This is a genomic window from Sphaerotilus hippei, from assembly GCF_003201595.1.
In the GTDB taxonomy this organism is placed as follows: domain Bacteria; phylum Pseudomonadota; class Gammaproteobacteria; order Burkholderiales; family Burkholderiaceae_C; genus Sphaerotilus; species Sphaerotilus hippei.
Genome location: NZ_QJJS01000009.1, coordinates 150248 through 170146, shown reverse-complemented (window position 1 = coordinate 170146; position 19899 = coordinate 150248). Strand labels below are relative to the sequence as shown.

Annotated in this window: 17 protein-coding genes; 3 read left to right on the top strand and 14 right to left on the bottom strand. The window is 72.4% G+C overall.

What is annotated here, in order from left to right:
* Window position 1: 1 nt before the first annotated feature.
* From C7444_RS11525 to argH, 12 genes are all read right to left on the bottom strand, one after another.
* Window positions 2-835, bottom strand: coding sequence for a hypothetical protein (locus tag C7444_RS11525; protein WP_146219380.1), 834 nt, complete (start codon window positions 833-835; stop codon window positions 2-4).
* Entirely contained in the window at window positions 832-1485 is a 654-nt protein-coding gene (locus C7444_RS11520; protein WP_110401000.1) for a PilN domain-containing protein, read from the bottom strand. Before C7444_RS11520 ends, C7444_RS11525 begins: the two co-directional genes overlap by 4 nt.
* Window positions 1486-1497: 12 nt before the next feature.
* Complete coding sequence (locus tag C7444_RS11515) at window positions 1498-2520, bottom strand: type IV pilus biogenesis protein PilM (protein ID WP_110400999.1); 1023 nt, start codon at window positions 2518-2520, stop codon at window positions 1498-1500.
* Window positions 2521-2522: 2 nt separating this feature from the next.
* A complete protein-coding gene (locus tag C7444_RS11510; RefSeq protein WP_110400998.1) occupies window positions 2523-6083 on the bottom strand; it encodes a DUF6701 domain-containing protein in 3561 nt (1186 codons plus the stop codon).
* Window positions 6080-6547, bottom strand: coding sequence for a hypothetical protein (locus C7444_RS11505; RefSeq protein ID WP_170130717.1), 468 nt, complete (start codon window positions 6545-6547; stop codon window positions 6080-6082). Before C7444_RS11505 ends, C7444_RS11510 begins: the two co-directional genes overlap by 4 nt.
* Window positions 6528-7412 carry a PulJ/GspJ family protein gene (locus C7444_RS11500; RefSeq protein WP_110400996.1) on the bottom strand — a complete coding sequence of 295 codons (885 nt, stop codon included), beginning with the start codon at window positions 7410-7412 and terminating at the stop codon, window positions 6528-6530. The genes C7444_RS11505 and C7444_RS11500 overlap by 20 nt, the downstream gene beginning before the upstream one ends.
* Window positions 7390-8001: a type IV pilus modification PilV family protein gene (locus tag C7444_RS11495; RefSeq protein ID WP_245909519.1), complete on the bottom strand. Its 612-nt coding sequence runs from the start codon at window positions 7999-8001 to the stop codon at window positions 7390-7392. The genes C7444_RS11500 and C7444_RS11495 overlap by 23 nt, the downstream gene beginning before the upstream one ends.
* Before the next feature lie 38 nt (window positions 8002-8039).
* The gene (locus tag C7444_RS20910; RefSeq protein ID WP_110400995.1) at window positions 8040-8507 is read right to left on the bottom strand and encodes a pilus assembly FimT family protein; all 468 of its coding nucleotides are present in this window, start codon (window positions 8505-8507) and stop codon (window positions 8040-8042) included.
* Window positions 8507-8917: a prepilin-type N-terminal cleavage/methylation domain-containing protein gene (locus tag C7444_RS20905; protein ID WP_110400994.1), complete on the bottom strand. Its 411-nt coding sequence runs from the start codon at window positions 8915-8917 to the stop codon at window positions 8507-8509. The genes C7444_RS20910 and C7444_RS20905 overlap by 1 nt, the downstream gene beginning before the upstream one ends.
* Window positions 8918-9104: 187 nt before the next feature.
* On the bottom strand, window positions 9105-10352 hold the full coding sequence (locus C7444_RS11480) for a type II secretion system F family protein (RefSeq protein WP_110400993.1): 1248 nt from the start codon (window positions 10350-10352) through the stop codon (window positions 9105-9107).
* A gap of 11 nt (window positions 10353-10363) precedes the next feature.
* On the bottom strand, window positions 10364-12139 hold the full coding sequence (locus tag C7444_RS11475; protein WP_110400992.1) for a GspE/PulE family protein: 1776 nt from the start codon (window positions 12137-12139) through the stop codon (window positions 10364-10366).
* 133 nt (window positions 12140-12272) lie between these two features.
* Entirely contained in the window at window positions 12273-13706 is a 1434-nt protein-coding gene (argH, locus tag C7444_RS11470) for an argininosuccinate lyase (RefSeq protein ID WP_375136930.1), read from the bottom strand.
* Between the two features lie 178 nt (window positions 13707-13884).
* Between argH and C7444_RS11465 the strand changes: the two genes are divergently transcribed.
* The 3 genes from C7444_RS11465 to C7444_RS11455 are packed head-to-tail and all read left to right on the top strand — an operon-like array spanning window position 13885 to window position 17754.
* The gene (locus tag C7444_RS11465) at window positions 13885-15021 is read left to right on the top strand and encodes a glycosyltransferase family 4 protein (protein ID WP_110400991.1); all 1137 of its coding nucleotides are present in this window, start codon (window positions 13885-13887) and stop codon (window positions 15019-15021) included.
* Complete coding sequence (locus tag C7444_RS11460; RefSeq protein ID WP_110400990.1) at window positions 15018-16583, top strand: lipopolysaccharide biosynthesis protein; 1566 nt, start codon at window positions 15018-15020, stop codon at window positions 16581-16583. The genes C7444_RS11465 and C7444_RS11460 overlap by 4 nt, the downstream gene beginning before the upstream one ends.
* Window positions 16584-16629: 46 nt before the next feature.
* A complete protein-coding gene (locus tag C7444_RS11455) occupies window positions 16630-17754 on the top strand; it encodes a glycosyltransferase (protein WP_110400989.1) in 1125 nt (374 codons plus the stop codon).
* On the opposite strand, the gene C7444_RS11450 is transcribed toward C7444_RS11455, so the two are convergent.
* Window positions 17735-18742 (bottom strand): NAD-dependent epimerase/dehydratase family protein, encoded by a 1008-nt coding sequence (locus C7444_RS11450; protein WP_110400988.1) that lies wholly within the window; start codon window positions 18740-18742, stop codon window positions 17735-17737. The genes C7444_RS11455 and C7444_RS11450 overlap by 20 nt on opposite strands.
* Window positions 18739-19866: a Gfo/Idh/MocA family protein gene (locus C7444_RS11445; RefSeq protein ID WP_110400987.1), complete on the bottom strand. Its 1128-nt coding sequence runs from the start codon at window positions 19864-19866 to the stop codon at window positions 18739-18741. Before C7444_RS11445 ends, C7444_RS11450 begins: the two co-directional genes overlap by 4 nt.
* Window positions 19867-19899 lie beyond the last annotated feature (33 nt).

Below are 19899 nucleotides of genomic sequence, written 5' to 3'. Positions count from 1 at the left end.
CTCACAACGCCGACACCAGCGTCAGGCGCAGCGTCAGCACGGGCGCCCGGCCAGGGGCGCTGTCGAGTTCGAGCGCGCCCCAGCGCAGCCCGGGCAGCTGGGTCTCGAGCGTGCGCAGGTAACGCAGCAGCTCCAGGTAGGGCCCGCTCACGCTCAGGTCGACGCTCTGCCAGCGCAGCTCGCCACGACCCGGTGCGGTGGGGGCCGCGGCGGGGGTGGAGGCCGCCGTGGCGGGCATGGGGATGGGCAGGGTGGCGGGGCCCGGGGGCTGCCGGGACTGCACCGCGTCGCGGATGGCCGCGGCGGCCTGCCGTGCCAGCGTGGGCTGCGAGGCGGGCGCCGCACCGCCCGTCAGGCGGCCCGCGTCCGCGGCCGGGGGGCTGGCACCGTCGGCCGGGGCGAGCCGCAGCAGCGTCAGCTGCTCGTGGCGCCGCAGCACCTGGGTGAGCAGCGCGGGCAGGTCGGTGGTCGAGGCCGGCTGGCGCACGCTGGCCGCCCACTGGCGGTCCAGTTCGACCAGGCGCTGGCGTGCGGTGTCCATCTCCTGCCGCAGCGGCGGTGGCGGCGTGGCGGCGGCACCGGCGGCGGGGTCGGCGCTCGGGTCGCTCAGCCGGGCCCGCAGCCGGGTCAGCTCGCCGGCCTCGTGGGCGAGCTGGCCGGCCCGTGCCAGGCGTGGCTGGCGGGCGCCGGTGAGCACGAGGTGGTCACACACCGCCGCGCCGATGAAGGCCAGCGTCAGGAACAGGATGGCGCGCTCGCGCAGGCTGAGGGCGTCGATGCGGCGCTCGAGCCGGGTCAGCGCCATGCGCCAGGCGGTCTGGCGGGGGGGCTTCATCGTGTCGCTCCCGGCTGGCCGAGCTGCGCGGCGGACCGGCTGCTGGCGCTGACGATGCGGAAGTTCCAGGTCGGCGGGGTGCCGGTCGCCGGCTCGGCGCCACCGCCGCTGCGCTCGACCGTCACGCTGGCGAGCTGCAGGCCGCTGAGCACCGGGGTGCGGGCCAGCGCCTCGCTCCATTGCCGCACGGCCAGCGGATCGGTGGTCGAGCCGCTCAGGCTGACCACGTCCGGACCGGCCTGCAGCCGGGTCACCCAGGCCTGGGCCGGCACCGTGCGGGCGAGCAGGTCGAGCAGGTCGGAGTGCTGCTGGCCCGGGGGCAGCCGGCCGGCCTGCAGCGTCTGCCACTGCGCCTCGCGCTGGCCGATCGCCGCCTGCACCTGGCGCAGCTCCTGTTCCAGCGCCGGGCCGCTCAGCGTGCGGGCCTGCTGCTGGGCCAGCGCGATGGTCAGCTGCTGGCGCTCCGAGGCCTGGCTGGCGGCGAGCCGGTCCTGCTCGCGGTCGACCTGGCGCTGCTGCCAGGTGACGGCGGCACTCAGCAGCGCCAGGCCGAGTGCCAGTACGCCGAGTGCTCTGGCCATCGTGCGGGCGGCAAAACGCTGGCGCGGGGCGAGCAGGATCGGGCTGTAGAGGTTGATCTGTTGGGCCATGGCGGTCTCGCGTCAGGGCTGCTGGGGGTCGGTGCGCAGCAGGGTGCCCAGCAGCGGCAGGCAGCGGGCACGTTCCTCGGCGCTGGCACCGGCCAGCACGTCGCCGGTCAGCGCCGCCCGCTCGTCCAGCGGCACGACCCGCAGCCCCAGTTCGCGGGCCAGGTGGAGGCACAGGTCGGTGCGGTGTTCGGGCACCTCGATCATCAGCTGCGCCAGCGGCAGCTCGGGCTGCGAGCGCTCCCAGACGTCGAAGGAGCGCTGCAGGTCGACGATCAGCCGGGGCGTGTCGCCGACCTGGTCGTAGGGGTTGGCGCGCAGGCTGTATTCGTAGTTCAGGTCGAGCGACTCGACGCTGTCGGTCAGCTCGATCGCCTCGGCCTGGGCCTGGGCGTGGATCTGGCCGACCAGCATGGGGTCCCAGTCGAGCCGGCGGGCCAGGTAGAGCTCCTCGCCGGCGCAGATGGTGAGCAGGCACTGCCGGTCGCGCACGACCAGCGCGGCCGTCGCCCGCTCCTCCAGGCCCTGGGCGCGGGCGGCGGCGGTCTGCAGGTGGCGCTGCGCGGTCTCCTGGATGTCGATGACCGCCAGCTTCAGGCCGGCCTCGCTGGCCAGGCGGGTGGCCTCCTCGACCGCGCTCTGGGCGGCGGCGACCACGAACAGGTGGGCGCTGCCGCCGCGTGCCGGGTCGCCCACGCCCATCACGTCGAGCGTGATGTTGTCGATGTGGGTGTCCACCAGGTCCTTGATGCGCCAGCGGGCGGCGGCCTTCAGCTCGTCGGCCGGCACCGCCGGGCGCTCGATCTGCAGCAGCTGGTAGGCCGACAGCGGCAGCTGCATCAGCAGCCCGTCGGCCGGCAGGCGCAGTGCCCGCAGCGCCTCCAGTCGGCCGACGGCATCGGCGCCGCGCACGGAGTCCACGCCCCAGCGCAGCACCTCGCGGGTGCGCGGGTCATATTCCACATGGGCCAGGTGATCGCCGTCGATGGCGATCGATGCCCGGGTGCTGCTCTGGGTCTTGGGCCGGAAATGCCACATGGTCAGAAGTTCTCCCGCAGGTCGAGGCTGCTGTCCGCACCGCGGAAGAGGCCGAAGGTCAGGCGCGCCAGCGGATCGCGGTCGCTGCCGCTGCCACACCAGTCGCCGCGCAGATGGGCCAGGCTGGCGCCCGTCGCCGGGAGGCTCAGCAGCCCGGTGACCCCGCCGATCAGGCAGCTGTTGCTGAGCGCGGTGCTGCCCAGGGCCAGCGTCAGGTCGGCGCTGCCACGGCGCCCGCCGGCGGGCTTGTTCATCCACATCAGCCCGCGGCCGGCGCTCAGCGCCACGCTGGGGCTGCGCGCGGCCAGGTCGGCCAGCGTCAGCGACTTGCGGGGATTGGCGAAGGCCAGCGCCGTGGTCGGCACGCGGGTGCAGCTGTCGAGGGTGTTGGTGGCCCAGGTGCTGCCGCTCCAGTACTGCGTCACCAGCGGCACGGCGAGGTCGCGGTCCTGCGGGCCGATGGCGTTGAGCAGGCGCAGCCGGCCCTGGCGCAGCGCGACCGTGGCGACGGTGCTGCGGTCGTTGCCGCCGACCAGCGGGTCGACGTCCAGGTCGAAGCTGCCCATGGTCGTGCCGTCGAGGTCGACCGGGGCGATGCCCAGCGCCAGGCTGATCGGTGCGCTGACGCCGCTGCCCCGCACCAGCTGCGCCGGCAGCACGATGGTGCTGCTGACGCCACGGTTCCAGCTGCCGCTGGCGCTGCCCACCGACAGGCGGGCGCCGGTGCCCAGCGCGCTGTAGACCGTCGAGCCGTCCTTGCCGGCCAGGTTCCAGGTCAGCGGCGAGCCCAGGTCGAGTCGGGCGTGGCCGCTGAAGTAGTTGGTCGTGGTCGCGCCGACGCCGTTCTGCGCGGTCAGCACGAAGTTCAGCAGGAAGTTCTCGCCCAGGTAGGTGAAGGTCGACGCGGGGCTGCACGAGGCGCCGCTGCGGTGGGTCACGCTGGCGCTGCTGACGACGAACTTCGCGGGCCGGAAGCGGCCGACGGCGGTGTTCGGCAGGCCGGTGCTGCCGAACACCACGGCGTCCAGGCTCTGGCCGCTGCCCAGGAAGTCGCTGACCACGCCGGTGGTGGCCAGCGAGAAGCTGCCGACCTCGCTGTAGCGCAGCGTGGTGGCCGTCGCCAGGCCGGCGGAGAAGCGGCTGCCGGCGATGCCGGCGTTGTCCAGCGTGCCCAGGCTGCCGCCGGCCGGGCGCTGGCTGCCGGCCAGCGGGGCCAGCGTGACCGTGCTGCCGAAGCCGGCGGTGGTGCCGGCGGCCTGCAGGGCCGCCAGCGTCGCGGTGGCGTCGGGCACACCGTCGTTGTCCGCATCGGCGAGCAGCGACCAGCGGTAGGCACCGACCGTGGCGCTGAAGTCCGTGCCGGCGGCGGCGAAGGCCGTCAGGCTGGTGTCGAGCACGCCCGGGTTGAGCGCGCTGCCCTGGCGGATGTCGGAGACCGCCAGCGCGAAGGGGCGCACCGTCAGCGTCGAGCTGCTGCCGCTGGCATTGCCCAGGACCGGGTCGAGCGCGTTCAGGCTGTAGCGGCCGATGTCGGTCGTCGCCAGCTGGAAACTGCCGACGCCGGCGACGAAGGTGAGGTTGAGGTTGCCCGCCGCGGGCGTGGTGGCCGGCACGCTCAGCAACGGCAGCACGACGGACGGTGCGGTCCAGCTGCCGCTGGCGGGCGGCGTGACGTCGGTGCGCCAGAACTTCAGCGTCTTGACGCCGAGGTAGTCGGTGGCCGTGCCGCACTGGCCGGTGCTCGGGTCCTTGCGCACCAGCTTCAGGCTGTAGCCGTGCGGGCGGCCCGCCACCCCGACGCCGCTGCCCAGCGTGGGGCTCGCGCCGGTCTCGGTGAAGACGAAGGCGTTGTCGGCGAAGCCGATGGCGCTCGAGGTGCCGGTGGCGCCCGAGACCAGCGGATCGCGGGCCGTGACCGTCAGGCTGCCGGCCAGCGTGCTGGCCAGCTTCAGGCGCACGACACCCTTGTCCAGCGCGCTGAAGACCTGGGTGGCCGCGCCGTCGTTGGCCACCGCGTCGACCGGGGGCAGCACCGCGGCCGGCGAGCCGGTGCTCCAGGTGCCCAGGCCGCTCGAGGTGCCCAGGCTCACCGTGCCGCTGTAGCCGGTGTAGGTGGCGCCCGCGCTGTCGATGGCGGTGACGGTCACGTCGGCGCTGCCGCAGGTGCTGGCGCTGCTGCTGCCGGGCGTGACGCGAAAGCCCGCCAGCGGCATGTAGCAGCGGTAGAGCTGGGTCGACGGGATCGTCGAGTGGCCGGCGAAGAAGAGGTCGGTGGGCTTCTTCCAGAGCAGCTGGATGCTGGCGCTGCCGGTGTTGTCGTAATACTCCAGCGTGAACGGCAGGTAGGTGCCCGCGCTCAGCGACAGGCTGGCCGTGGTGTTGGTGGTGCTGGTGTGGTCGGTCCAGTTGTCGATCTCGACGTCGCCGTTGAGCGTCAGGCGCACGCCGTCGTCGGAGACGGTCTGGAAGGTGTAGTTGCCGGTGCTCGGGATCAGGATGTAGCCGGTCCAGCGCACCGAGAAACGGTCGGTGCCGGCCGCGCCCACGCCCGGCCCGCCGTTGCCCCAGCTGAAGTTGATGGTGCTGTCCACGCGGGTCGCGCTGCCGCCGCCGAACTGGTTGCCGGCGGTGTTGTTCTGGTCGAAGTAGGTGCCCAGCACCCCGAGCGTCAGCGTGCCGGAGCCGCCGGTGACGCTCAGCGTCGAGCCGGTGGCCACCGCGTTGCCGCCCTGGTCCTTGACCTTCGTGACCGCGACCGCGGGGTTGATCGTGACGGTCTGGCCGGTGCTGACGCCGACGGCCGTGGTCAGCGTCACCTGGGTCTCGTCGTCGCTGAGCTTGACCGCCCGCGGTGCCAGGCCGTTGACGAGGAAACCGGTCACGGTCACCGTGGCGGGGTCCAGCGTCTCGGAGAAGGTCAGCGTCACGCTGGTGCCCCCGCCGCAGCCGATCAGCGCCGACACGCCGGTCGGCGGCGTGGTGTCGGGCTGGAAGTAGCTGCTCGCGCCGATGACGGTCTCGTTCGTGTCCTGGCACATGAAGAGCACCAGGCAGCTGCTCCAGCGGGTCCAGCTCAGCCGGGCGCTGGACTGGGCGCCGCGGTTGTACATGTCGTAGCGGAAGCGGTAGTACTGCCCCTTGGTCAGGTAGCAGTCGCTCGCCGTGCTGCTCCAGGTGACCGGGGTGGTGTCCTGCCACCGGTCGATCATCCAGCTGGTCAGCTGGCCGTCGTTGTTGCAGTCCACCGCCAGGCGCACGCCATCGTCGGTCAGCACGTTGAATTCGTAGTAGCCCGAGACCGGCACGCTGAGGTAGCCGGTGTAGCGCGCCATGTGGTTGGTCGCGGTGATGCCCGGCGCGGGCGCGGTGCTGACGTTGTTGCGGTTGATGGTCGATTCGAGCTGGTCGACGGTGGCGGCCGTGGCCGGGATGGCCGGGGTGCCCGAGCCGCTCCAGTTCCAGTATTCGGCGCGCACGCCCTGGGTCCAGCCGGCCAGGGCGGTGCCGCTGGCCAGGGTCAGCATCAGCAGCACGAGCGTGCGCCAGAGGCGGTGCAGGTTCATCGGCTCAGCGTCCAGCTCAGCTGGCGCTCCACGTAGGTCGGTTGCAGCGTGCCGGTGGCCGGGCAGGCCCCGGCGACCGGGGCGTTGCAGGCGTTGGCCACGAGCTTGAAGAAGGCCAGCGTGGCGTCACCATCGCTGAGCGTGCCGCTGGTGGGCGTGCGGGTGCAGCTGACGCTGACCACGTAGGACGCCAGCGTGCCGTCGAGGCGGATGTGGGTCGGGGCGAAGCAGTCCGGGATGGCCGGGGTCTCGCGCAGCACCTTCCAGGCGCCCCATTCCAGGCCGGCCCGGGCGGCCTGCTGCGCCTGGGCGCTGGCCAGGTCGCTGGCCGCGCCGAGCTGCTGGCGCATCGACACCCGGGCCAGCGCCGCGCCCAGCGCGACCAGCACCACGAGCAGGAAGAGCGCGGAGATCATCGTGAACCCGCGCTGGGCCGCACGGCCCTCAAGGCAGGTTGTCGACATGCACGGCCTCATGGAGGGTCAGGGTCTCGCGGCTGCCGGCGCCACCGGCCGGGTTGCTGGTGTCGCGGTCGCTGGCCAGCGTCAGGCGCAGGCTCAGCAGCGCGGCGCGGGCGGCGATGCCGCTGTGGTCGTAGGCGAACTGGCAGCCGGTGACGCCGGTGGCCACCAGCGCGGCGCTGCCCCCGCTCGGCGGCACGCTCTGGGTGGCCAGGAAGCCGTAGCCGGTGCGGCGCGTCAGCGTGCCCGCGACCAGGTCGCAGTGCCAGGTGACGGGGGCGCTGACGGCGTGGATGCGGAAGGGCGCGGACTCGTCCTGCACCGGCAGCCCGGCCAGCGACGACAGCGTGATCGCCGTGGCACTGCCGGCGGCATTGGTGGCCATGCGCCGGTTGGAGTCGGCCTGCTCGGCGGCCGTGCCGTTGGGCGCATACGCGTCCGAGCCGGTGACCCCCGGGCCCAGGTTGTAGACCACCAGCTGCTGGTTGGCCCCCAGCGTCAGCGGCGGGCCGATCAGGTCGAAGGACGTGTCGTTGACGCCGAAGTCCAGCGTGTCGCCGCTTTCGCTGGCGTAGCGCGCGGTGCCGGTGCTCGGGATGAATTCCAGTGCCGTGCCGGTGGCGTCGACCCGCACGCTGTTGGGCAGCGCACCCCGCAGCTCGCGCCGCAGGCGGCGCATCGTGCTGTCGGCGCGGTAGACCAGGTCGGCGCGGGTGACGGTGTCGAGGTGGGCCTGCACCGGGCGCACGATGAACAGCGAGACGATGCCGCCGAGCACGCCCGTCAGCACGATGACCAGCACCGCCTCGACCAGCGTGAAACCACGCTGAGCCTGGCGGGCGGACTCAGTAGGCGGCTTGCGGCGCATGCCGGCTCCGATGGCCCGCGAGGGTGACCTGGGTGTTGCCCGGCCCGTCGACCGTCACCGTGATGCGCAGCGCGTCGCCGCTGGCCGCGCTCAGGCTGCCCAGGGCGGCGGCCTGCACGCTCACGCTGGCGCGGTAGTTCTCCAGGCCGGTGACGGGGTTGTTGCCGATGTCGCGGATGCCGTTCATCGACCAGCCGTGGTAGTCGTTGACGTTGTCGAACTGGGGCGTGAGGTAGCGGTTCTCGCCGCTCTCCGGGCCGATCGCCTCGGCGCTGGCACACCCGGCGGCGCTGGTCGCGGTCTCGACGGCCTCGTCGTCCGGGTCGCACCAGGTGAAGGGCATCAGCTGCACCTCCTCGAGCAGCGACTCGGCGATCGCCAGCGCCTGGCGCTGCAGGCCGGGGTCGGCACTGGCCAGGCTGGCCTGCACGAAGATGCGGACCACGCCCGCCAGGGCCGCGCCGAGGATGACGATGAACATCATCAGCTCGATCAGCGACAGCCCGCGCACCCGACCCCGGCCCGGCGGCACGCCGGGGGCACAGGGACGGACACCGTTGCGCACGGCTGCACGGGGCTGACAGTTCATGGCTCCGATGCTAGGGGGGCATCGGGGACCACGTTCGGTCAAGGAAGCGTGCGAATCAGGCCTGTTTCCGTCTCGATCTGGTAACGCTGCAGCGTGCTGCCCGCCACCAGCGTCAGCGGCAGCGAGGCGCCGGTCGAGGTGACCGTGCTGCCGCCGTGGCCGCTGTTGAAGCTGACCGTGCGGCTGCCGCTCTCCTGGATGCAGGAGCCCAGGCTCGAGGGGCAGGGCAGGGCCGCGAAGGCCGTGCCGTCGCCGTAGGCGGCGTTCACCCCGGTGGGCGTGATGGTGGCCACGATGACGCGGCGCTGGGCGATCGACAGACGCTGCATCGCCTGCAGCTCGGCCTGCAGCTGGTCGCCATAGGCGCGCAGGCGCCAGGCGTCCAGGTCGAGCAGGCGCGGCAGCGCGACCACCGCCAGCGTGGCGATCAGCACCATCACCACCACCAGCTCGATCAGCGTGAAGCCCCGCGGACACCCCACGGGGGCGGCGGCGGGGCGGCGCATCAGTTGATGCCGATGATCGTGGCCGTGGCGCTCGAGCTGTTCGGGCCGGTGATGGCGCAATCCACGCTCGTGTCGGCGGCGATGGTGACCGTGCCGTCGGTCATCGAGTAGCCCGTCGGCAGGCCGCCAGTTGCACCCTTCTGCAGCAGGGTGGCTGCATCTGCGCAGGTCGCGACCGTCTGGCCCTTGCTCGAGTTGGCCTTGCGGGCGGCGTAGTTGACCGCGGCCGCCGAGCTCAGCGCCGAGGCCACGCCCTGTGCCGCTGCCGTCTGGGCGTCGCTCTTGATGTCGATGAACTTCGGCAGGGCCGTCACGGCCAGCACGGCCAGGATGACCACCACCATCACCAGTTCGATCAGCGTGAAGCCGTGTTGACGAACCGGTCGGGATTGCAGGGACTTGCGCTTCATGGTCTACCTCGATGCAGCTGGAGAAGATGTCGTTCCGGGGGCTCGTGGAGAGCCTGCCCGGTGGCGTCTCGCGGCCCGGGCCCGGCGGGCCTGGAACGTGGCGCCGTGATGGGGATATCGACCGGCGGTCCGCGCGAATTGAGCAAAAAATTCACATCCGGCGCCTGAACCGCTCGATCGCCGCCGATCAATGGCTCATCGCGGCCTGGCCGAGGTTCCACAGCGGCAGGAACACGCCCAGCGCCAGCACCGTCACCAGCGAGCCGATGACCAGCAGCAGCAGCGGCTCGATCGCCGAGGACAGGTTCTTGACCGCGTAGTCGACCTCCCGCTCGTACATGTCGGCGACCTCGACCATCAGCGTGTCCATCTCGCCGGTCTCCTCGCCCACGGCGATCATCTGCAGCACCATCGGCGTGAAGATGCCCGCGGCGCTGGCGCAGCGCGAGATGCTCTCGCCGCGCTCGATGCTGTCGCGCATCTGCTCGACGCGCGCGCCGATGTAGCGGTTGTCCACCGTCTGGGCGATCACGGTCATGGCCTGGGCGATCGGCACGCCGCTGCTGGCGGCCAGCGCGTAGCTGCGGGCGAAGCGCGCCAGCGTGGCCCGCCGCACGATCGGGCCGGCCAGCGGCAGGCGCAGCTGCAGCCGGTCCCAGCGGTAGCGGCCGTCCGGCGTGGCCAGCCAGGCGCGCAGCATCAGCACCGCGGCCACCAGCGCGGCCACCAGCAGCGGCCACCAGCGCACCATGAAGGCCGAGCTGCCCAGCAGCAGCCGCGTCATCAGCGGCAGCTCGGACTTGAAGCCGGCGAACACCTGGGCGAACACCGGCAGCACGAAGAGGTTGATGACCACCATCGCCACGGCGATCGCGCCCAGCACCATCGCCGGGTAACGCAGCGCCTGCCGGATGCGCGCCCGGGTGTCGAGCACGAACTCGGTGTGCTCGGCCAGGCGCCGCAGCACCTCGGGCATGCGCCCGGTCATCTCGCCCACCCGCACCATCGCGACGTAGAAGCCGTCGAAGACGCGGGGGTGGCGGGCGAGCGCCCCCGACAGCTCGCGCCCCTGGTCGAGGCTGGCGCGCACGTCGCCCAGCAGGTCGCACATCGCCGGCTTGTCGTGCGAGGCCTGCAGCCCGGCCAGCGAGCGCAGCAGCGGCACGCCCGACTTCTGCAGCGTGTGGAGCTGGCGGGTCAGGATCAGCACCTCCTCGCCGCTGACCGGGCGGGCCAGCAGCGCGGCCCACGGCGGGCGGGTGGTGGCTTCGCTCCCGGCGGGCACCTGCTCGATCGAGCGCAGCGGGCGGATCTCCACCGGGCTGACACCGCCGGCGATCAGCTGGTCGGCCACCGCATGGTCGGCATCGGCCTCGGTGATGCCGGAGACTTCTTCACCGCGGCCGTTGCGGCCGCGCCAGGCGAAACTGGCCATCGTCGTGCCCCTCAGTCGGTCGCGGCCTGCAGGTCGCCGGCGATGCGCATCGCCTCGGCCAGCGAGGTCCGGTGTTCCCGCACCAGCGCCAGCGCGTGGTGGGCCATGGTGCGCCCGACCATGTGGCGGCGCGCGGCGTGCAGGAAGGCGGTCGGGTCGCCGCGGGTGGCGGTCTGGGCCATCTCGGCGTCCATCTCCAGCATCTCGTAGACCCCGACGCGGCCGCTGTAGCCGGTGCCGTTGCAGGCCGAGCAGCCGGCGCCGCGGTGCGGCCGCAGGCCGGTGGCGTCGGCCTGCAGGCTGGCCAGCCAGGCCAGCTGCTGCGGGGTCGGTTCGTGCGGCTCCAGGCAGTGCGGGCAGTTCACGCGCACCAGGCGCTGCGCGATCACCGCCTGCAGCGAGGTCGCGACCATGAAGGCCGGCACGCCCATGTCGAGCAGGCGGAACGGCGTGCTGACCGCGTCGCGGGTGTGCAGCGTCGACAGCACCAGGTGGCCGGTCATCGCCCCGCGCAGGCCGATCTCGGCGGTCTCGGTGTCGCGCATCTCGCCCACCAGGATCACGTCCGGATCCTGCCGCAGCGTCGCGCGCAGCACCTTGGCGAAGCTCAGCTCGATCCGGTCGTTGACCTGCACCTGGGTCAGCCCCGGCAGGCGGTACTCGACCGGGTCCTCGACGGTGATGATCTTGTGCTGCTCCGCGTCGATCTCCGCCAGCGCGGCATACAGCGTGGTCGTCTTGCCCGAGCCGGTCGGGCCGGTCACCAGCACCATGCCCGAGGTGCGCCCGATGATCTCGCGCAGGCGCCGCAGCATCGCGGCGGGCATGCCGATGTGCTCGAGCCGGCGCACGGTGTCGCCGTGGCCGAGCAGGCGCATCACCACCGATTCGCCGTGCTGGCTGGGCAGCGTGGACAGGCGCACGTCGAGCGTGCGCTCGGCCAGGCGCAGCGAGAAGCGGCCGTCCTGCGGCAGGCGCTTCTCGGAGATGTCCAGGTTGGCCATCAGCTTGAGGCGCTGGGTCAGCGCGGCGGCCACCCGCTTGTCGACGTGGTTCTGCGTCTGCAGCACGCCGTCGACCCGGTGGCGGATCAGCAGCTCGCGCTCCTGCGGCTCCAGGTGCACGTCGGAGGCGCCGACCTGGCTGGCCTCCTCGAAGACGGTCTGCAGCAGGCGCACCACCGGCGCGCCTTCCTGGCCCACGCTGGCCTGCAGCGAGCCGAAGTCCAGCGTGTCGCCGATGTCCTTCTCGAGCGCCTTGGCCAGGCCGGTGATCTCCTCGGTGCGGCGGTAGTGGCGGTCGAGCGTGCCCAGCAGCTGGCTCTCGGCGACCACGGCCAGGCGGGCCGGCCGGCGCAGCTGGCGGCACAGCTCGTCGTAGGCGAACAGGTCGAGCGGATCGGCCATGGCCAGCAGCAGGTGCTCGCCCTTGTCGTCGATCACGATGGCGCGGTGGCGCCGGGCATGCGATTCGCTCAGCAGCCGCACCGCCTCGCCCTTGACCGGGAAGGTCTTCAGGTTGACGAAGGGGATGCGCAGCTGGCGCGCCAGCGCCTGCACCAGGCTGTCCTCGGTGATCAGGCCGTTGTCGATCAGCACCCGGCCCAGGCGCTTGCCGCTGCTGCGCTGCTGCTCGAGCGCCTGGTCGAGCTGCTGCTCGGACACCAGGCGCTGCTGCACCAGCACGTCGCCCAGGCGGATGCGCTGGCGTCGCGGCGACGCCGTGTCGATCTCGCCGGCCGAGGAGCCGGGCGCGGCGGGTGTGCTGATGTGCTGGTCGTGTTCCATGACGCGGGCCCGGCCGGCACGCCCGACATCGGGCAGCGGTGGAGCGGACGGGCCGACCCCGACCCGATGCTAGGGCGGGGGCGCCGGCGTCAATGGCACGAAAAGTCGGGGCCGGACCCCGCAGCTTGGCGCGTCAGGCCTGCAGGCGCTGGTGGTGGCGCGCGATCTGCGCACGCACCTGAACCGGTGCCGTGCCGCCCAGCACGTTGCGCGCGTTCAGCGAGCCCGACAGCGTCAGCGCCTCGTGCACGTCGGCCGTGATGCGGGCGTCGTAGCCCTGCAGCGTCTCCAGCGGCAGCTCCGACAGGTCGCGGCCCAGCGCGATCGCGTCCTTGACGGCGTGGGCCACCACCTCGTGCGCGTCGCGGAAGGGCAGGCCCTTCTTGACCAGGTAGTCGGCCAGGTCGGTGGCGGTGGCGTAGCCGCGCAGCGCGGCACGCTCCATCGCGTCGGCCTTGACGGTCAGGCCGCCCGAGCGCGAACCGTCGGCCGCCACCTCGCCGCCGATCATCTCGGCCATGATGCGCAGCGTGTCCTTGACGGTGTCGACCGTGTCGAACAGCGGCTCCTTGTCTTCCTGGTTGTCCTTGTTGTAGGCCAGCGGCTGGCCCTTCATCAGCGTGATCAGGCCCATCAGGTGGCCCACCACGCGGCCGGACTTGCCGCGCGCCAGTTCGGCCACGTCGGGGTTGCGCTTCTGCGGCATGATCGACGAGCCGGTGCAGTAGCGGTCGCTCAGGTTGATGAAGCCGAAGTTCTGGCTCATCCACACCACGATCTCCTCGGCCAGGCGCGAGACGTGGATCATCACCAGCGTGGCGAAGCTGGTGAACTCGATGGCGAAGTCGCGGTCGCTGACCGCGTCCAGGCTGTTCTGGCAGACGCCGTCGAAGCCCAGCGTGCGGGCCACGCGCTCGCGGTCCAGCGGGTAGCTGGTGCCGGCCAGCGCGGCCGCACCCAGCGGCAGGCGGTTGACGCGGCGGCGCAGGTCGGCCAGGCGCTCGGCGTCGCGCGCGAACATCTCCACGTAGGCGAGCAGGTGGTGGGCGAAGCTCACCGGCTGCGCCACCTGCAGGTGGGTGAAGCCCGGCAGGATGACCTCGACGTTCTTCTCGGCCACCGACACCAGCGCGCGCTGCATGTCTTCGAGCAGCACGGCGGTGGCGTCGATCTCGCCGCGCAGCCACAGGCGCACGTCGGTGGCGACCTGGTCGTTGCGCGAGCGGCCGGTGTGCAGGCGCTTGCCGGCGTCGCCCACCAGCGTGGTCAGGCGGGCCTCGATGTTCAGGTGCACGTCCTCCAGCTCGAGCTTCCACTCGAAGGTGCCCGCCTCGATCTCGCTGCGGATCTGCGCCATGCCGCGCTGGATGTCGGCCAGGTCCTGGGCGCCGATGATGCCCTGGGCGGCCAGCATGTCGGCATGCGCCAGGCTGCCTTCGATGTCGGCGGCCCACATGCGCTGGTCGAAGAAGACGCTGGAGGTGTAGCGCTTGACCAGCTCGCTCATCGGTTCGGAGAACAGGGCGGACCAGGCTTGCGACTTCTTGTCGAGTTGATGGGTGCTCATGGCGGCAGGGGCTGAGGAGATCGGGAGCCCCGGATTGTAGGGAGGCGGGCGCGTGCAGGCCCCGATCTGCACGGTCTTGAGGCCGGAACTCGAAAGATTTGCGTGCCGCGCTCGAGGCGACACTGCAATTGATGTATCTTGCTCGGGTAACGTCTTGATACAAATAGACCGCATCGTCATGCCCCTGATCGGCGTCAGCCTCGAACCTCCCTACGATCCGCGCAGCTGGTCGGGTTCCTCGAAATACCTCTTCGACGTCCTGCGCGAGCAGGGCGTGGTGCCGCACGCCCGTCAGGTGCGCCTGAACGCGCTGGAGACCCGCTGGTGCCAGCTGACCTCGCTGGCCTGGCCACGCGAGCGCTGGCGCGCGCGCTTCAACGCCAGCGGCACCCGCTTCTCGATGCTCAGCCGCCGGGCCCGCTCGATGGTGCGGCGCGAGCGCGACGTCGAGGGCGTGCTGCAGATCGGCGCGCGCCTGAACTGCGCGGCACCGGGCCTGCCGCCGGTGTTCGGCTACCACGACGGCAATGCCGCGCTGCGCTACCGCCATTTCGACCAGAGCCAGGTCGGCCCGGAGCAGCGCGCCCGCCACCTGCGCTGGGAAGGCGAGGTCTACCGCTCGATGCGGGGCATCTTCGTGATGAGCGGCTGGCTGGCGTCGAGCTTCATCAACGACTTCGGCATCCCGTCCTCGCGGGTGCACGTGGTCGGGGCGGGCATCAACTTCCCGCGCCTGCCCGACGTGCCGGTGCGCAGCTTCGAGGCGCCCCATTTCCTGTTCGTCGGCCGCGAGTTCGAGCGCAAGGGCGGGCCCGGCCTGCTGGAGGCGTTCGCGCAGGTGCGCTGGGCGCTGCCCGAGGCGCGCCTGACCATCGTCGGCCCCGATGCCCCGCCCCAGGTGCTGCCCGAGGCGCCCGAGGGCGTGACCTTCGCCGGTTTCCTGTCGAAGTCGGTGCCCGCGCAGGCGCAGCGCCTGGAGGCGCTGTTCGCCGAGGCGACCGCGCTGGTGCTGCCCTCGGTCTACGAGCCCTTCGGCATCTCGCTGCTCGAGGGCATGGCCTGGGGCCTGCCGTGCATCGCGGTGGACCGCTGCGCGATGCCCGAGATCGTGCAGCATGGCCGCACCGGTCTGATCGCGTCGGCGGGGGACGCCTTCGGCCTGGCCCAGGCGATGATCTCGCTGGGGCGTGATCCCGCGATGGCCCGCGAGATGGGCCGCTTCGGCCGCGAGCGGGTCGCCGCCGAATTCACCTGGCAGCGGGTGGGCGAGCGCATGCACGAGGTGCTGCGTGACCAGTACGGGCTGTGCCGATGAGCCAGCGCTTCGGGGGCCGCACGATGGCCCGGGCGGCGGTGCTGGTCACCGGCTCGACCTATGTGGCCTATGCCGCGGGCCTGCTCGCCAGCACGCTGGTGGCCCGGGCGCTCGGCCCGGCCGACTACGGCCGTTATGCCTATGTGCTGTGGCTGTCGGGCCTGCTGGTCATGGTGATGAACAACGGGCTGACCACCACGGTGATCCGCTTCGTCTCCGAGCTGCTCGGCCGGGGCGCGCCGGTGCAGGCGCGTTCGCTCGGCCGGCGCCTGGCGCGCTGGCAGGCGGCCTCGGTGCTGCTGGCCGGGCTGGGCCTGATGGCGGTGCTGCCCTGGCTGCGACCGACCGGCTGGAGCGAGGACCTGGCGCTGTTCGCCGCCATCGTGCTGGCGGCGGCCGTGGGCAAGGCCGCCTACCTGTTCGGCGTGTCGGTGGCCAAGGGCCACGGCCGCTTCGACCTCGAGGCGATGAGCGTGACCCTGCTGGCGCTGGCCAACGTGCTGGGGGTGGTGGGACTGGCGCTGCTGGGCCGCGGCCTGGTCGACATGCTGCTGCTGTTCGTGCTGGTCAGCCTGGCGCATCCGCCGCTGCTGTGGTGGCTGCAGCGGCGCCGCCCGGGCTCGGCCGATGAGGCGGCGGCACCGGACGCCGGCGCCCCGGTCCAAGCCGAGTCCGAGTCCGCGCTGATGGCGCGCGTGCGCCTGCACTTCGGCTGGACCGTGGCGCTGACGCTGGTGGCCGCGCTGAGCAACAAGGCGATCGAGACCTTCCTGCTCAACCGCCACGCCGGGGCCGAGACGGTGGCCTATTTCAGCATCGCCGTGGCGCTGACCCGCGGCGGGGTCGACCTGCTGTCCTCCGGCCTGAACTCGATCCTGATGCCGCTGATGGCCCACGGCTACGGCCAGGGGGGCACGCAGCGGGCCGGCCGCATCACCGCCGATGCGGTGAGGCTGTTCCATTTCCTCGGCCTGCTGCTGGCCGGGGTCGGTGTCCTGTGGGCGCCGCCGATGGTGCTGCTGATGTATGGTCAGAGCTACCAGCCGGCCGTGCTGGCGCTGCAGGTGATGGTGGTGGTGGGCGGCTTCACGCTCAGCACCGGCGCGTTCGGCGCGCTGCTGTCGATCTCCGACCACCAGAAGGCCCGCACCGCGGTGGTGGCGCTGTCGATCGCCGTCTCCGGCGTGGTGGCGCTGCTGCTGGTGCCGCGCTGGGGGCTGGGGGGCGCGCTGGTGTCGCACCTGGTGTCCACGCTGGTGGTGTTCGGGCTGACGGCGGCGGTGGTCGTGCGCACGATGGGCGTGCGGCTGCACCTGCTGCGCCTGGTCCGCCTGACGCTGGCCGCGCTGCTGGCGGGGGCGGCGGCCGCGCTGCTGCTGGCGCTCGACCGCGGCCACGGCATGCACCTGCTCGCCGGGGTGCTGTATGCGGCGCTGATGGTGCTGCTGAGCGTGCGCCTGCGCGCCTGGCACGCCGACGACGCGGCGCTGCTGGAAGGCCTGGCCGCGCGCCTGCCGCCGGTGCGCCACTTCAGCCGTTTCATCGTGCGCTGGTCGGCCTGAAGGCCGGCCCTTCTTCCTCAAGCACAAGAGCACAGGCTCGATCCCGATGCGCATCCTGCATGTACTGGAATCCCTGGACTTCGGCGGCCTCGAGCGGGTGGTGACCGACCTGGCCATCGCCCAGCACCGGCGTGGTCACCAGGTCACCGTCTGCTGCCTGCACCGCACCGACGGCTACAAGGCCGAGCTGCTGGCCGCGGGCATCGAGGTGGTGATCGCCCACAAGACCGGCGGGCTGGACCTGGGCGCGATCCGGGTGCTGCGCCGGGTCGCCCGCGAGCGTCGCATCGAGGTCGTGCACGCCCACAGCTTCATGCCCAACTACTACGCCGCCGCCTCGCTGCTGGCGCTGCGCGGCGGGCCGGTGCTGGTGGGCACCAGCCACGACATGGGCACCCGGCTGGCCAACCGCCAGCTGCGCCTGCTCTACCGCGGCTCGCTGCTGCGCACCGCACGGGTGGCGATGGTCGGCCAGCAGGTGCACGACCGCCATGTGCAGATGGGCCATGTGCCGCGCCACAAGGCCGCCACGGTGCTCAACGGCATCCCCGTCGAGCGCTTCCGCCTGAGTGCCGAGCGGCGGGCGCAGGCCCGGGCCGCGCTGGGCGTGGACGGGGACACGCTGCTGATCGGAGCGGTCGGCCGGCTGGTGGCGCTGAAGAACCACCAGCTGCTCATCGAGGTGCTGCCCGCGCTGCTGGCGCGCTGGCCCGGCCTGCGCCTGGCCATCATCGGCGGCGGGCCGCTGGAGGCCGAGCTGGCCGGTCGCGTCGAGCAGCTCGGCCTGGGCGCGCAGGTGCTGCTGACCGGCCAGCGCAGCGGCGTGGCCGACCTGCTGCCCGCGCTCGACGTCTTCGCCATGCCCTCGCTGACCGAGGGCCTGTCGATCGCGCTGCTCGAGGCCTGCGCGACCGGCCTGCCCATCGTCGCCACCCGGGTCGGCGGCAACCCGGAGATCATCCAGGACGGCACCTCCGGCCTGCTGGTGCCGCCGGCCGACGGCGCGGCGCTGCAGCAGGCGCTGGCCCGGCTGCTGGAGTCGGCCCCGCTGCGGTCGCAGCTGGGCGCCGCGGCCGAGCGCTGGGTGCGCGAGCACGCGTCGATCGACGCCGTGTGCGTGGCCTACGACCGGCTCTACGCCGAGGCCCGCTTCAGCCCAGCCGGGACTTGAGGTCCTGGAAGGCGCGGCCCATGCCTTCGGTGGTGGCCACGCGCGGGGTCCAGCCGATCGCCTTGAGCGCGGCGTTGCTGTAGCGCAGCGGCCGGAACATCGAGCGCACCACATACGGCGTGAACACCGCCGGCAGCTGGCCCCGGGAGCGCCGGTGGTAGGCCTGCAGCCAGCCCGCGCCGCGCAGGAACAGCGCATACGGCAGGCGGATCACCCGCAGCGGCCTGACCTCGGCGCGGTAGCGCCGCAGCCAGGTGCTGCAGGCGGGCAGGTCGTCGTCGACGACGTTGAAGGCGCTGCCCGCCGGCGCGTGCAGCGTGGCCCGGGCGACCGCGTCGGCGCAGTTGTCGACATAGGTCAGCGGCAGCAGCGCCGGCCCGCCCAGGCTGAAGAAGAAGCCCAGCGCGCCGATGCCCACGCGCGGCGACATGGCCCCGCCACCGGGCCCGTAGATCACGCCCGGGCGCAGCACGACGCCCTCGTAGCCGTAGCGGGCGCGGCACTCGTCGAAGAGCTGTTCCTGGCGGGTCTTGGCGTAGCCGTAGGGGCCCTTGTCGACGCCCACCGTCTCCAGCGGCACCTGCTCGTCCATCAGCGCCTGCGCGGCCAGGCCGTCGGTGCGGTAGACCGAGAACGAGCTGATCAGCACCACGCGGCGAACGCCGGCCACGCCGGCGGCCTCGAGCACGTTGCGCGTGCCCACCACGGTGTTGGCGAACATGTCGGCCGCTCCGCCGCGCATGCCCGCGGCCGCGTGCACCAGCAGGTCGACGCCCGACCACATCGTGTCGACCGCCGGGCGCGACAGCAGGTTGGCCGCCACGACGCCGATGCGGGCGGCCGGAAAGTCGCGCTGCAGCGTCTCGACCAGGCCGGCCGGCGCGTGCTGGCGCACGTGCAGCAGCAGGTCGGTGGCGCCTTGCTCGAGCAGGCTGCGCGCGATGCGCCGGCCCAGGAAGCCGGCCGCGCCGGTCAGCAGGATCTTCATGGTGCGACCTCCGGCATCGCGGCTTCGGTGGGGGTGTCCGTGGTGCTGCGGCCGGACGGGGTCGCCATGGCCGTGACGATCAGGTCGATGATGCGGGTCACGCGCAGGATGCGGGCGGGCGGGATCGGATCGGCCGTGCCGTGTTCGACCGCATCGTAGAAGCGCACCAGCAGCTCGCGCATGCACTGGAAATAGTGGTACTGGTGGCGGCGGAACAGGCCGAGGTTGTGCCAGCCGTTGCGCGCGAACTGGCGCGCCTGCACCCAGGCCGGGAACAGCCGGCCCAGCGCGCTGGGCTGGGCCCAGCGGGCGCTGTGCACCAGCGTGCGGGCGGTGTAGTCGAGCTCGACCGAGTCGGTGGTGCCGACCACCTTCAGCGTGTGCGAGACCGGCCGGCCGTGGGCGCTGACGTTGCCGCTGACGGTGACCGGGCCGCTGCGCAGCAGGAAGCGCAGCTCGTCGGGCATCGCGTCGACGATGGCCGAGCCGGTCGGCCCGCGCCGCCGGAAGGCCAGCACCTGGCACTCGATCCGGTCGTCCAGGAAAGGCACGACCTTGGCCAGCACGTGGTCCAGCACGTTGTGGAACAGCTTGCCCGGCAGGCGGTGCACCCAGTGGCCCGGGTCGGCCATCACCGCCAGGCCGTAGTCGCCCGACAGGTTGTAGCCGTAGCTGGTGTCCAGGTGCACGATCTCGCCCAGCGCGTCGCGCTGCACCAGCCCTTCGAGCATCAGGCCCGGCGGCTCGTAGTTGTAGAGGTAGTTCACGCCCACGCGCTTGCCGTGCGAGGCGGCCAGCGCCAGGATCTGCCGCGACTGCGCCTCGGTCAGCGCGAAGGGCTTCTCCATGAACACGTGGCAGCCGGCCTCGAAGCACAGCCGCGCCAGCGCCAGGTGCGAGTCGGGCGGGGTGGCGATGTGCACCACGTCGGGCCGGGTCTCGGCCAGCATGCGCGCCGCGTCGGTGTAGCGCCCGGCGATGCCCATGCGGGTGGCGAGCTGCTCGGCCATCAGCGGCTCGCGGTCGCAGACCGCCACCACCTCGCCCCGGCCGGTGGCGCGGATCTGCTCGACATGGCCGTCGGCAATCTTGCCGCAGCCGATGATGGCCATCCTCAGTGTCATCGCGATCCCTCGTGCTTCGTGTCGTGTGGTGAT